Genomic DNA, 12,743 nt, shown 5'->3' with positions numbered 1-12,743 from the left:
CGTCATCGTCGGCTCCTCCTGATCGTGCCGGGGTGGGGGTCGATGCGAGTGTACCCGGCCGGGTCACGGGCGCGGGCGCGCGGTCCGCACCACCCGGAACGGCGTCCCCGCGCAGGACAGCGCGTCGTCCGGCACCGGCACCACCGAGCCGACGACGACGGCCGGATCGCCGGAGAGCAGCACCCGGCCGGAGGCGTTGACCAGGGCGATCGGCTCCCCCGTCGCCAGCAGCACGGGCAGCAGCTCCCGCTCCAGCCGTTTGACGTAGACGTCGACGCCGACGACACCGAGCACGGCGCCGTCCCGTTCGACGGGAGACGTCATCGTGACGATGTAGTCGCACGCGCACAGGTGGTCGACGTACGGACCGGTGATGTGCGTCCGGTGCGTGGACGAAGGGACGCGGTACCACTCCAACGACGGGAAGTCGCGCAGATACTCGGCGTACGCCCGCGACGCCAGGTCGAGGCGCGACGGGCCGGACGTCGCCCCGAAGACCGGGTTGTCGTCCAGGGCCCCCAGCCACCACGCGAAGTGCAGGTCTCCGGTGCGGGTGGTCTCCGGCGCCGCGATGAAGCCGGCGCCGATGAGGAGCGGATCCGCGGACGCGAGCTCGGGAAGCACAAGGCCCCCGACGCGCTCGTCGAGAGCTGCGGGATCGGTCGCGCCCTCCCCGGCCACGACCTCCAGGATCGACGTCCGCCAACTTGCGAGCAGAGAGTGGATGCCGTCGAACAACTCCGCAACGCGTTCGGCCACGGCCTCCGCGTCCACCGGGGGACGGACCGGCGCGAGCTCAGCCATCGATCGTCCCGCCCGTCTCCACGCGGGCTTTCGCCTGCAGCAGCCACCGGGCGACCGCATCGACGAGGCCGCTCACCTCGGCACGCGCCGACACGGCGTCGCGGGCCGCGACCGCATCGGCGATCCGCCGCGCGCGTTCCTCAGCCGACGCACGCAGAGCCGAGTCGCGCATCCCGAGCCAGAGCAGCGGACCGAACTCGGCCTGCAGCCGCAGTTGCTCCCGCACCAGGCGGGTCGACTGGCTGAGCACCGCCAGCTCCAGCAGGAAGCCGCCCGCGTTGCGTCGTGCCTCCGCGGCGGCCGAGAAGTCGGCCGCGTCCAGCCAGCGGCGGAGGCGGTCGTCGTCCTCGGGCGTCGAGCGCTCCGCAGCGCGGTCCGCGCAGCCCGCGGCGATGGTCGTCACGTAGACGGCGAGGTCGCTCAGCTCGACCTGCGAGAGGCCGCGCAGCCGCGTGGTCAGCAGGGCCTCGTCCGGGTCGCCGGGGTGCACGACGAAGCTGCCGCCGTCGCGCCCGCGACGGGTCTCGACCAGGCCCGCCTGGCGCAGCATCCCGAGTCCTTCGCGCGTGGTCACGAGCGCGACGCCGAAGCGGCGGGCGAGCTCGGCCTCGCTGGGCAGCCGCTCCCCCTGCGCCAGCACCCCGAGGACGATGGCGTCGGCGAGCCGCCGGGCCACCTGCTCGGCGCGACCCGCGTCGGCAAGCTGGGCGAACACCGCGTCGCGCGCACCGGGCGCGGCCCGCGTCGTGCGCGGGGCGGGGGCGGAGGACGCGGTCACGCCACCACGATATCCCGACTCAATCATTCGCTATAGGATGAATTCGCGTGAGCGAAGGAGCGAGCATGGCGGACTTCCCCCGAAGGGCACACCGGGCGTCCTGAACGGGCTCCGCGTCGCCGACTTCTCCCGCGTCCTCGCCGGTCCCTATGCCACCATGATGCTCGCCGATTTCGGCGCCGACGTGGTCAAGATCGAACCGCCGCACGGCGACGACACGCGCGCCTGGCGGCCACCGGTGGACGACGCCGGCGAATCGACGTACTTCGGCGCTGTCAACCGCAACAAGCGGTCCGTGGTCTGCGACCTGACGACCGCCGAGGGACTGGAGACCGCGAGACGCCTCGCCGAGACGGCGGACGTCGTCGTCGAGAACTTCCGCCCGGGCGTCATGGAGCGTTTCGGCCTCGACGAGCAGACCCTCCGCGCCGCGAACCCCGGCGTGGTGTACTGCTCCATCACCGGTTTCGGACGCGACGCGGGCGCGGCGCTGCCCGGCTACGACCTGCTCGTGCAGGCGGTCGGCGGCCTGATGAGCATCACCGGCGCCCCGGACGGCGAGCCGAGCAAGGTCGGCGTCGCCCTGGTCGACGTCCTCACCGGCCTCAACGCGTTCTCCGGCATCCTGCTCGCCCTGCGCCAACGGGACGCCACCGGCCGCGGCTCCCGAGTGGATGTCGAACTCCTCGGCTCGCTGCTCGCGGCCCTGACCAACCAGGCCTCCGGGACGCTCGCCACCGGGCGCTCCCCCGCCCGGCTCGGGAACGCGCATCCCTCGATCGCCCCCTACGAGCTGTTTTCAGCCGCCGACCGCGAGCTGGTCGTCGCGGTGGGCAACGACCGCCAGTTCACCGCGTTCGCCGCCGCCGTCGGCCGGCCGGACCTCGCCCAGGATGCGCGCTTCGCCACCAACGAGGCGCGGGTCGCGCACCGCGACGCCCTCAGGGACGAGCTCGCGCCGCTCCTCGCCGCGCGGCCGGCCGCCGACTGGGTCGCGGCCCTCACCGCCGCGCGCGTGCCCGCCGGCCTCGTCAACGGCGTCGCCGAGGCGTTCGCGTTCGCCGAATCGCTCGGGCTCCCCGCGGTGGTCGAGACCACCGATCCCGCCACCGGCCGGCGCTCCCGCCAGCCGGCCACGCCCATCCACCTGGACACGGCCCCCGCCGTGCACCGCACCCCGCCCCCGCTGCTCGGCGCGCACGACGCCCGCTGGGCCGACGAGACCGACCGAGAGGACCGACCGTGACGACGACGCTCGACGAGGCGTTCAGCATCGACCACCTGCTCACCGACGAGGAGCGCAGCTGGCGCGACCGGGCGCGCGCGTTCGCGGCCGACCGCATCCGCCCGGTGATCGAGCAGGATTTCGAGGACAAGCACTTCCGCCGCGAGCTGGTTCCGGAGCTCGGCGCGCTCGGCGTGCTCGGCATGCACCTGAAGGACGAGGGATGCGCCGGCGCCGGTGCCGTCGCCTACGGCCTGGTCTGCCACGAGCTGGAGGCGGCGGACAGCGGCTGGCGCACCTTCGTGTCGGTGCAGGGCTCGCTGGCGATGAGCGCCATCTCGAAGTTCGGCTCCGACGAGCAGAAGGCCGAGTGGCTGCCGCCGATGGCGCGCGGCGAGCGGATCGGCTGCTTCGCCCTCACCGAGCCGGAGGGCGGCAGCGACCCCGCCGCGATGCGCACCCGGGCGCGGCGCGAGGGCGACGACTGGGTGATCACCGGGACGAAGCGCTGGATCGGGCTCGCCGCGATCGCCGACGTCGCGGTCGTCTGGGCCGCCACCGACGAGGGCGTGCGCGGGTTCCTCGTCCCCACGACCACCCCCGGATTCACGGCGACGGCGATCGACGGCAAGCTGTCGATGCGCGCGTCCATCCAGTGCGACATCGTGCTCGACGAGGTCCGTGTCCCGAGCGACGCGCAACTGCCGGGCGCCCGCGGACTGTCCGGGCCGTTCTCCTGCCTCAACGAAGCGCGGTACGGGATCGTCTGGGGCGCGATGGGCGCCGCACGCGACTGCCTCGAGGTCTCGATCGGGCGCGCGACGACGCGCGAAGTCTTCGGCCGCCCGATCGGGGCGACCCAGCTCATCCAGGAGAAGCTGGCGAACATGCTTGTCGAGTACGAGAAGGGGATGCTGCTCGCGCTGCACCTCGGCCGCCTGAAGGAGGCCGGTCGCCTCACGCCCACGCAGATCAGCGTCGGGAAGCTCAACAGCGTCCGCGAGGCGTTGGACATCGCGCGCGAGGCCCGCACCATCCTCGGCGGAGACGGCATCACCAGCGCGTTCCCCGTGATGCGGCACATGGCCAACCTGGAGTCGGTGCGCACCTACGAGGGCACGGACGAGATCCACACCCTGGTGCTCGGCCGCGCTCTGACCGGGCTGGCGGCGTTCGCGTGAGTGGCGCGGAGGCGCAGGTCGCGGCGGACGTGGACGCTGCGGTCGCCGCCGCGGCACGCGCGGCGCGCATCCCGACGACCCGCGAGCAGCGGGCCGGCTGGCTGGACGCGCTGGCGGACGCCCTGGACGCCGGCCGGGAACCGCTGGTCGCCCTCGCGCACGAGGAGACGCACCTCGCGACCGCACGGCTCGACGGCGAGGTCACCCGGACGGTGTCGCAGCTCCGCTTCTTCGCGGGCGTCGTCCGCGAGGGCGGCTACCTGGAGGCGGTGGTCGAAGCGCCCGACGCGACGCTCGTGCCGCCGCGTCCCGACCTCCGCCGGATGCTCCGACCTCTCGGACCCGTCGCCGTGTACACCGCGTCCAACTTCCCGTTCGCGTTCTCGGTGCTCGGCAACGACACCGCGTCGGCGCTCGCCGCCGGATGCCCGGTGGTCGTCAAGGCGCATCCCGGACACCCCGAGCTCTCCCGCCGCACCGCCGCGCTCGCCCGGGCTGTGCTGCCGGTCGGCTGGTTCGGCCTGGTCGAGGGGATGGACGCGGGCGTCGCCCTGGTGCAGCATCCCGGCATCCGGGCGGCCGGGTTCACTGGGTCGGTGCGCGGCGGACGGGCCCTGTTCGATCTGGCCGTGTCGCGTCCTGACCCGATTCCGTTCTACGGCGAGCTCGGCAGCATCAACCCCGTCGTGATCACGTCGGCCGCCGCGACGGAGCGCGCAGCGGCGATCGGCGCCGGCCTCGTCGCCTCCTTCACGCGGGACGCCGGCCAGTACTGCACCAAGCCGGGACTGGTGTTCGCGCCGCAGGGTCTCGGGATCGAGGACGCGGTGCGCGACGCCCTCGCGGACGCTCCGGCGAGCAGGCAGCTGACCCCCGCCATGGCGGACGGCTTCGCGAGCGGGGTCGCGGAGCGGGCGTCGCTCGCCGCGGAGGTCCTAACCGGTGCGGCGAGCGACGGGGAGTCGACGCCCACGGTGCTCGTGGTCGACGGCGCCGCCTTTCGGGCGGATCCGGACGCCTTCCTCGCGGAGTGCTTCGGCCCCGTCACCGTGCTGGTCCGCTACGCCGAGGGTGAGCTCGACGGGATGCTCGACGCTCTCGAGCCCTCGCTCACGGCGACGATCCACCGCGGCGGCGACGAGGACGTCTCCGCGCTGGCCGAGCGACTGACGGCAGTGGCCGGACGCCTGCTCTTCGACGGCTGGCCGACCGGCGTCGCGATCGGCTGGGCGCAGCACCATGGCGGCGGCTGGCCCTCGACGACGGCGAGCGTCCACACATCCGTCGGCGCGACGGCGATCCGCCGCTGGCTCACGCCGATCGCGTACCAGGACGCGCCCCACGCGGTCCTCCCGCCGGAACTGCGCGACGGCAACCCGCTCGGCATCCCGCGCCGCGAGTCCTGACGCGCGAAGATTCGTGCCGAATGTGCGTTCTGGCCGTGCCATTCCGCACATTCGGCACGAATGCGTGACTGCGTCAGTCGGTGGTGGGCGCGAGCTCCGTGTCGCCGGCATGGGCGCCGTAGAAGGCCGACTGCTGCCGCATGATCTGACGCATGGTCGCGCCGGCTCCTGCGCCGTACACCGTCCCCGTGAAGTCGAGCTCGCGCTGGACCGCCCAGATCTCGTCGTGGCGGTCCGGCGGCAGGATGTGTGCGGGATCGCCGACCGCGACCCACCCGATCGGCACCACCGCACCGGGCGCCAGGACCGTGTTGACCTGGACGACCCCGTTGATGCGGACCTCCGCACCCGCGCCGATGCGGCTCCCAGGGAACAGGGAGGCGTTCGTCGCGATGAACGCCTCATCCCCCACGGTGCTCCCGTTCACGTGGGCGCCGGGACCGACCATCACGGCGGCTCCGACGTGCGCCGGGTGCCCTGCTCGGCCGCGGACCAGGGCGTGCTCCATCACGACGCTGTCCTCGCCGATCGTCACCACCCCGTCCTCCGCGCTGAGCACGGCCCCGTGCAGGATGCGGGCCCCGGCGGCGATCCGCACGTCGCCCACGACCACCGCCGACGGCGCGACCCACGCCCCCGGATCTACCCGTGGCTCAGCGCCCCGATGCCCGTACAACATCCCCACACCCTAGCCGCCGCCCGCGAGCACAGGAAAAACGCCGCCGCTCGGGCTGAACGACGACGTTTTCCCTGTGCTCGACGGCTGCTAGACGGGCGTGGAGTCGGGAGCCGCGGCGGGCTGAGCGCGGCGGGCGCGCAGCAGCTCGGCCACGCGGATCGCGTCGCCCTCCGGGGCGTTCGAGTTGCGGTCGGGACGTGCGATGAAGAGGTACAGGAGTCCCGCACCGGCGACGATCCCGAGCCCGATCAGCACGATCCAGTCGTTGAACACATTGCCCGTGTTCGTCGGCCACGCCAGCAGGATCATCGCGAACACCCCGTACGCCAGCGCCAGGATGTTGACCACGAGTCCTGCGCCGCCCAGGCTGAACGGCCCCGCCGGACGCCACCCCTTGAGGCGCTGACGCAGCGACGCGAGCACCACCGACTGGAACGCCACGTAGATCCCGAGCACCGCGAACGCGGTCACCTGGGTGATGAGCCCGTCCGGCCCGACGTAGACGATCAGGCTGATGATGACCGGGATGCTGCACGCCACGATCAGCGCGTTGACCGGCACCTTCGTGCGCGGCGACACCTTCGCCAGCCAGCGGTGCGCCGGGACCATCCGGTCGCGCGCGAACGAGAAGAGCAGCCGGCTCGCGGCCGCCTGCAGACTGAGCACGCACGACAGGAACGCGGTCACCGCCACGACCAGGAAGATCTTCGCCCCGACCGTGCCGAGCGCCGACTGCAGGATCTCCGGGATCGGGTCCACATCCTTGCCCGCGACGATCTTCTCGAGGTCGGGAGCTGCCAGCACGTAGCCGCCGAACGCGAACAGCGCCGAGACGCCGCCGACGAGGATCGTCATGATCATGGCCTTCGGGATGCGCCGGGCGGGATTCGCGACCTCCTCGGCCACATCCCCGCACGCCTCGAACCCGTAGAAGAGGAACAGGCCCGCGAGCGCGGCGCCGAGGAACGCGGCGATGTACGACCCGTCGCCCTGCACCCCCATCGAGTCGAAGAACACCGAGAACGGGTGCTTGCGCTGGAAGATCAGCAGGTACAGCCCGACCGCGATCACGCCGATGAGCTCGGCCGCCAGGCCGATCCGCGCCACGGTGGCCAGGGTCTTCGTACCGGTGAAGTTGAGCGCGAGCGCGACGACGAGCAGCAGAACGGTCAGGCCGAGCGTGACCTCCTTGGTCGCCTCCAGCCCGAACAGGCTCGCCAGGAACCCGCTGCCGTAGGACGCGACGGCGGTGATCGTGACGATCATCGCCCAGACGTAGACCCACGCCGCCATCCAGGCGTAGCGCCGGCCCCACAGCCTCCGGGCCCACGGGTAGATGCCGCCGTGGATGGGGTACTGCGAGACGACCTCGCCGAACACCAGCGACACCAGCAGCTGGCCGGCGCCGACGATGACGATCCACCAGATCGAGGGCGGACCGCCGGTCGCCATGGCCACGGCGAACAGCGAGTAGACGCCCACCAGGGGCGACAGGTAGGTGAACCCGAGGGCGAAGTTCGCCCACAGGGTCATCGACCGGTTGAAGGAGTCCTCGTACCCGAGGACGGCGAGGTGTTCGCCGTCCTCCAGATGCGAGGACGAGTGCTCTGCAGACATCGAATGCCTTCCACGTCGGTTCCACACGGCGATGTGTGTGGAGGCAGCGTAGCGGAGAGCGCGGCCGAATACCTATAGGACAGGATGTTTTACTCGCCGATGTACGACATGACGTGCTTGATGCGCGTGTAGTCGTCGAATCCGTACTGCGAGAGGTCCTTGCCGTATCCCGAGTGCTTGAACCCGCCATGCGGCATCTCGGCGACGATCGGGATGTGCGTGTTGATCCACACGCACCCGAAGTCGAGGCCCTTGGCGAAGCGCATGGCGCGGCCGTGATCCTTCGTCCACACGCTCGAAGCCAGGCCGTACTTCACGCCGTTGGCGTTCGCCAGCGCCTCCGCCTCGGTCGAGAACCGCTGCACGGTCTGCACGGGCCCGAAGATCTCGTTCTGCACCGCCTCGTCGTCCTGCCGCAGCCCGGACACGATGGTCGCCTCCCAGAAGTAGCCGCGCTCCCCTGGCGGCGCCCGCCGGTCTCGACGGTCGCGTGGTCCGGCAGTCGGTCGACGAACCCGGACACCTGCGCCAGCTGGTTCGCGTTGTTGAGCGCGCCGTACAGGATGCCGTCCTCCCGCGGCGCGCCGGTCCGCGCGTTGCCGCGCGTGTACTCGGCGAGGGCGGCGACGAACTCGTCGTGCACCCCGTCCTGCACCAGCAGCCGGGTGGCCGCCGTGCAGTCCTGGCCGGCGTTGAAGTACCCGGCCGCGACGATCCCCTCGACCGCCTTCTCGATGTCGGCGTCGTCGAAGACGATCACCGGCGCCTTGCCGCCGAGCTCGAGGTGCACCCGCTTGAGGTCGAAGGAGGCGGCGCGTGCCACCTCCATGCCGGCCCGTACCGAGCCGGTGATCGAGATCAGCTGCGGGATCGGGTCCGCGGTCATCGCGGCGCCGGTCGTCCGGTCGCCGAGCACGACGTTGAGGACGCCCGCCGGCAGGAACTCGGCCGCCACCTCCGCGAGCAGCAGGGTCGACAGCGGCGTCGTGTCCGACGGCTTCAGCACGGTCGTATTGCCCGCGGCGAGGGCCGGCGCGAACTTCCACACCGCCATGTTGAGCGGGTAGTTCCACGGCGTCACCTGCCCGACGACGCCGATCGGCTCGCGGCGGATGAACGACGTGTGGTCCTTCATGTACTCGCCTGCCGAGCGCCCCTCGAGGTTGCGGGCGGCGCCGGCGAAGAAGCGGATCTGGTCCACCGACAGCAGGATCTCGTCCTCCACGAGCGTGGCCCGCGGCTTGCCGGTGTCCTGCGATTCAAGGTCGGCGAACTCGTCCGCACGCTCCTCCATCGCGTCGGCGATGCGGAACAGCGCGAGCTGCCGCTCGGCCGGCGTCGTCTCGCCCCAGACGGCGAAGGCGGCCTCGGCCGCGCGGTACGCCTCGGCCACGTCCTCCGCCGTCGAGATCGGCGTGGTGCCGTAGACCTCCTCGGTCGCGGGATCGACCAGCTGGATGGCGTCCGAGCCGCGCGCATCCACGTGCTCGCCGCCGACGAAGTTCCGGAGTTCGGGTGTGCTCATGCCCGCAGCCTACTGATTTCGTCAGCGAAAGCGGTAGATCGGTGCGGAATCGCTTGCCAGGTCCCCCATCCGCTGACAGAATCGGTCCATGAGTACCCCTCGGGCAACGAACGGCCAGAAGGCTGCGACCATCGACGATGTCTCCAAGGCGATCATCGAGCAGTTGCAGGTGGACGGCCGCAAGTCGTACGCGGAGATCGGCAAGGCCGTCGGTCTCAGCGAGGCGGCGGTGCGCCAGCGCGTGCAGAAGCTGACCGAGTCGGGTGTGATGCAGATCGTGGCCGTGACCGACCCGATGCAGCTCGGCTTCTACCGCCAGGCGATGATCGGCGTACGGTGCACCGGAGACACACGGGCCGTGGCCGACAAGCTGGCGGCCATGCCGGACGTGGATTACGTGGTGCTGACCGCCGGCACCTTCGACATCCTCGCCGAGGTGGTGTGCGAGAACGATCTCGACCTCATCACGATGCTCAACTCCGAGATCCGGACGCTTCCGGGAGTGCTCTCCACGGAGACGTTCGTCTATCTCAAACTCCACAAACAGTTCTACAACTGGGGAACGCGATAACCATGACGACAACCGTAGAAACCTTCGGCGAGCCCATCACACCCGATGAGGCGGACCTGCAGGCGAAGGCCCGGGACCACCTGTGGATGCACTTCGCCCGCCAGTCGGTGATGGAGGATGGCCACGGCGTCCCGATCATCACCAAGGGCGAGGGCCACCACATCTGGGACGACCACGGCAAGCGCTACATCGACGGCCTCTCCGGGCTGTTCGTGGTGAACGCGGGCCACGGGCGGAAGCGCCTCGCCGAGGCTGCTGCGAAGCAGGCGGAGGAGCTGGCGTTCTTCCCGATCTGGTCGTACGCCCACCCCAACGCCATCCGCCTGGCCGACCGGCTCGCGTCCTACGCGCCCGGCGACCTCAACCGCGTCTTCTTCTCCACCGGCGGCGGCGAGGCGGTCGAGACCGCGTTCAAGCTGGCGAAGTACTACTGGAAGCTCCAGGGCAAGCCGACCAAGCACAAGGTGCTGTCGCGCTCGGTCGCTTATCACGGCACCCCGCAGGGCGCGCTCGCGATCACCGGCATCCCCGCGATGAAGGAGATGTTCGAGCCGCTGACCCCCGGCGGGTTCCGCGTGCCGAACACGAACTTCTACCGCGCCGACGAGATGGGCGCCCCGAGCGACGACATCGAGGCCTTCGGCGTCTGGGCGGCGAACCGCATCGAGGAGATGATCCAGTTCGAGGGTCCGGACACCGTCGCCGCGATCTTCCTCGAGCCGGTGCAGAACTCCGGCGGCTGCTTCCCGCCGCCTCCCGGATACTTCCAGCGCGTGCGCGAGATCTGCGACAAGTACGACGTGCTCATGGTCAGCGACGAGGTCATCTGCGCCTTCGGCCGCATCGGCCACATGTTCGCGTGCGACGAGTACGGCTACGTGCCGGACATGATCACCTGCGCGAAGGCGATGACCAGCGGCTACTCCCCCATCGGCGCAACCATCATCAGCGACCGCATCTACGAGCCCTTCAAGCACGGCAACACGTCGTTCTACCACGGCTACACGTTCGGCGGTCACCCGGTCTCGGCCGCGGTCGCGATGGAGAACCTGGACATCTTCGAGGAGGAAGGCCTCAACGAGCGCGTCCGCGAGAACTCCCCGCTGTTCCGCGCCGAGCTCGAGAAGCTGCTCGCGCTGCCGATCGTCGGCGACGTGCGCGGCGCCGGCTACTTCTTCGGCATCGAGCTTGTGAAGGACAAGAACACCAAGGAGACCTTCGACGACGACGAGTCGGAGCGCCTGCTCCGCGGGTTCCTCTCGAAGGCGCTGTACGACGCGGGCCTGTACTGCCGCGCCGACGACCGCGGCGACCCCGTTGTCCAGCTCGCTCCGCCGCTGACGATCGGACCCGACGAGTTCGCCGAGATCCGGCAGATCCTGGAGTCGGTCCTCACCGAGGCGTCCAACCACCTCTGATCTGCATCCACTGGTCCCAACACGCCGTTATGCACCCGAACGTAACGGCGTGTTGGGACCATTCGTTCATCTAGGGAGACGCATGGATTACCGCGAGGTCGGGTTCTGGTTCGATTCGATCGCCGAGCAGGAGGACGGGTTCCGGGCCCGGCCGGGGCTGGAGTCCGACGCGGACGTGGACGTGGCGATCGTCGGCGCCGGGCTGACCGGGCTGTGGACCGCGTATTACCTGCAGGAGCGCGACCCGTCCTTGCGCATCCTGCTGCTGGAGAAGGAGGTCGCCGGGTTCGGCGCCTCCGGCCGCAACGGCGGATGGTGCTCGGCGCTGTTCCCCTGGTCGGCCTCGAAACTGGAGAAGCGGTACGGCTTCGACGCGGCCGTCGCGACCCGACGGGCCATGGTCGACACGGTGGATGAGGTCGGCCGCGTCGCCGAGGCCGAGGGCATCGCCATCGACTACGCCCGCGGCGGAACCGTGACCTTCGCGCGCTCCCGTCCGCAGGTCGAGGCCGCGCGCGGGGAGTTCGAGGAGTCGGAGCGCTTCGGCGTCGACGAGGTCGCGCTCTGGGGCACCGAGACGGTCCGCAGCCGGTTCAACGCGCCGGATGCGGTGGCCGCGACGTTCACGCCCGCGTGCGCGCGCATCCACCCGGCCAAGCTCGTGCGCGGCCTCGCCCGCGTCGTCGAGCGCCGCGGCGCGACGATCGCCGAGGGCACCGAGGTGCTGTCGTGGGACGACGGGACCGTCCGGGCTCGCTCCGGCGGCGCCGACCGACTCGTGCGCGCCGGGACCGTGGTGAACGCCACCGAGGGCTACGGCTCGCAGCTGCCGCAGGTGGGCCGACGCATCCTGCCCCTCTATTCGCTGATGATCGCGACCGAGCCGCTGCCCGACGCCACCTGGGAGCGCATCGGGATCGAGCACGGCCAGACGTTCACCGACTTCCGGAACCTCATCGTCTACGGGCAGCGCACGGCCGACAACCGGTTCGCGTTCGGCGGCCGCGGCGCGCGCTACCACCTGGGCAGCGCCATCCACCCCTCCTACGACCGGTCGCCGCGGGTGCGCGAGCATCTGGTGCGGACCCTGTTCGACCTGTTCCCGGATGCGGCGGGCGCGCGGATCACGCACCACTGGGGCGGGCCACTGGGCGTCCCGCGCGACTGGCACGCGAGCGTCGGGTACGACGTGGACGCCCGCGAGGCGTGGGCCGGCGGTTACGTCGGGGACGGGCTGAGCACCACGAACCTCGCCGGTCGGACGTTGGCCGATCTGCTGACCGGTGCACGCACGTCGCTGACGGAACTCCCCTGGGTCGGCCACCGCTCCCCGCGCTGGGAGCCCGAGCCGCTGCGCTTCGCCGGCGCGAACGCCGGCCTGGTCGCGATGGAGTCCGCCGACCTCGAGGAGGCGGTCACGCGCCGCCCGTCCGTCGTCTCGCGCGTCCTCGCCCCGCTCCTCGGCCACTAGCCCGCGAGAACAGGAAAAACGTCGCCCCGCGAGCGCGGAGGCGACGTTTTTCCTGTGCTGGGCGGCTG

The 12,743-nt window shown here is 71.2% G+C and carries 10 protein-coding genes and 1 pseudogene; 6 read left to right on the top strand and 5 right to left on the bottom strand.

The window, feature by feature from the left end; all coding sequences use genetic code 11:
* Nucleotides 1-63: 63 nt before the first annotated feature.
* The gene (locus tag ACRAWB_RS05465; protein WP_431352396.1) at nt 64-804 is read right to left on the bottom strand and encodes a cache domain-containing protein; all 741 of its coding nucleotides are present in this window, start codon (nt 802-804) and stop codon (nt 64-66) included.
* Nucleotides 797-1,582, bottom strand: coding sequence for a FadR/GntR family transcriptional regulator (locus tag ACRAWB_RS05460; protein WP_431352395.1), 786 nt, complete (start codon nt 1,580-1,582; stop codon nt 797-799). Before ACRAWB_RS05460 ends, ACRAWB_RS05465 begins: the two co-directional genes overlap by 8 nt.
* A 37-nt stretch (nt 1,583-1,619) precedes the next feature.
* Here ACRAWB_RS05460 and ACRAWB_RS05455 point away from each other — a divergent pair, with 37 nt between their 5' ends.
* From ACRAWB_RS05455 to ACRAWB_RS05445, 3 genes are read left to right on the top strand one after another with little or no spacing between them, the layout of a single operon-like run.
* Nucleotides 1,620-2,828: a CaiB/BaiF CoA transferase family protein gene (locus tag ACRAWB_RS05455; protein ID WP_431352394.1), complete on the top strand. Its 1,209-nt coding sequence runs from the start codon at nt 1,620-1,622 to the stop codon at nt 2,826-2,828.
* Nucleotides 2,825-3,988 (top strand): acyl-CoA dehydrogenase family protein, encoded by a 1,164-nt coding sequence (locus ACRAWB_RS05450; protein WP_431352393.1) that lies wholly within the window; start codon nt 2,825-2,827, stop codon nt 3,986-3,988. The genes ACRAWB_RS05455 and ACRAWB_RS05450 overlap by 4 nt, the downstream gene beginning before the upstream one ends.
* Entirely contained in the window at nt 3,985-5,394 is a 1,410-nt protein-coding gene (locus tag ACRAWB_RS05445) for an aldehyde dehydrogenase family protein (RefSeq protein WP_431352392.1), read from the top strand. Before ACRAWB_RS05450 ends, ACRAWB_RS05445 begins: the two co-directional genes overlap by 4 nt.
* Nucleotides 5,395-5,467: 73 nt before the next feature.
* Here ACRAWB_RS05445 and ACRAWB_RS05440 read toward each other — a convergent pair whose 3' ends face one another.
* From ACRAWB_RS05440 to ACRAWB_RS05430, 3 genes and pseudogenes are all read right to left on the bottom strand, one after another.
* On the bottom strand, nt 5,468-6,001 hold the full coding sequence (locus ACRAWB_RS05440; RefSeq protein WP_431352391.1) for a gamma carbonic anhydrase family protein: 534 nt from the start codon (nt 5,999-6,001) through the stop codon (nt 5,468-5,470).
* A 159-nt stretch (nt 6,002-6,160) separates the two neighbouring features.
* Entirely contained in the window at nt 6,161-7,690 is a 1,530-nt protein-coding gene (locus ACRAWB_RS05435) for an APC family permease (protein WP_431352390.1), read from the bottom strand.
* An 89-nt stretch (nt 7,691-7,779) separates the two neighbouring features.
* Nucleotides 7,780-9,215 (bottom strand): annotated as a pseudogene (locus ACRAWB_RS05430) (gamma-aminobutyraldehyde dehydrogenase).
* Nucleotides 9,216-9,303: 88 nt separating this feature from the next.
* Between ACRAWB_RS05430 and ACRAWB_RS05425 the strand changes: the two are divergent.
* From ACRAWB_RS05425 to ACRAWB_RS05415, 3 genes are all read left to right on the top strand, one after another.
* A complete protein-coding gene (locus tag ACRAWB_RS05425) occupies nt 9,304-9,786 on the top strand; it encodes an Lrp/AsnC family transcriptional regulator (protein ID WP_064108876.1) in 483 nt (160 codons plus the stop codon).
* A 2-nt stretch (nt 9,787-9,788) separates the two neighbouring features.
* Nucleotides 9,789-11,204, top strand: a complete 1,416-nt coding sequence (locus tag ACRAWB_RS05420) for an aspartate aminotransferase family protein (protein WP_431352389.1) — start codon at nt 9,789-9,791, stop codon at nt 11,202-11,204.
* An 82-nt stretch (nt 11,205-11,286) separates the two neighbouring features.
* The gene (locus tag ACRAWB_RS05415) at nt 11,287-12,675 is read left to right on the top strand and encodes an NAD(P)/FAD-dependent oxidoreductase (RefSeq protein WP_431352388.1); all 1,389 of its coding nucleotides are present in this window, start codon (nt 11,287-11,289) and stop codon (nt 12,673-12,675) included.
* Nucleotides 12,676-12,743: the final 68 nt, after the last annotated feature.

It is taken from the genome of Leifsonia poae (genome assembly GCF_050632865.1).
GTDB lineage: Bacteria > Actinomycetota > Actinomycetes > Actinomycetales > Microbacteriaceae > Leifsonia > Leifsonia poae_B.
Note: the sequence above shows the minus strand (reverse complement) of the source record. Positions and strands in the feature narration are given on the sequence as shown.

What these genes read in the sequence shown, in the direction of transcription:
- ACRAWB_RS05465 (WP_431352396.1), bottom strand. Translation starts at nt 804, where the DNA reads ATGGCTGAGCTCGCGCCGGTCCGTCCCCCGGTGGACGCGGAGGCCGTG.
- ACRAWB_RS05455 (WP_431352394.1), top strand. Translation starts at nt 1,620, where the DNA reads ATGAATTCGCGTGAGCGAAGGAGCGAGCATGGCGGACTTCCCCCGAAG.
- ACRAWB_RS05435 (WP_431352390.1), bottom strand. Translation starts at nt 7,690, where the DNA reads ATGTCTGCAGAGCACTCGTCCTCGCATCTGGAGGACGGCGAACACCTC.
- ACRAWB_RS05425 (WP_064108876.1), top strand. Translation starts at nt 9,304, where the DNA reads ATGAGTACCCCTCGGGCAACGAACGGCCAGAAGGCTGCGACCATCGAC.
- ACRAWB_RS05420 (WP_431352389.1), top strand. Translation starts at nt 9,789, where the DNA reads ATGACGACAACCGTAGAAACCTTCGGCGAGCCCATCACACCCGATGAG.
- ACRAWB_RS05415 (WP_431352388.1), top strand. Translation starts at nt 11,287, where the DNA reads ATGGATTACCGCGAGGTCGGGTTCTGGTTCGATTCGATCGCCGAGCAG.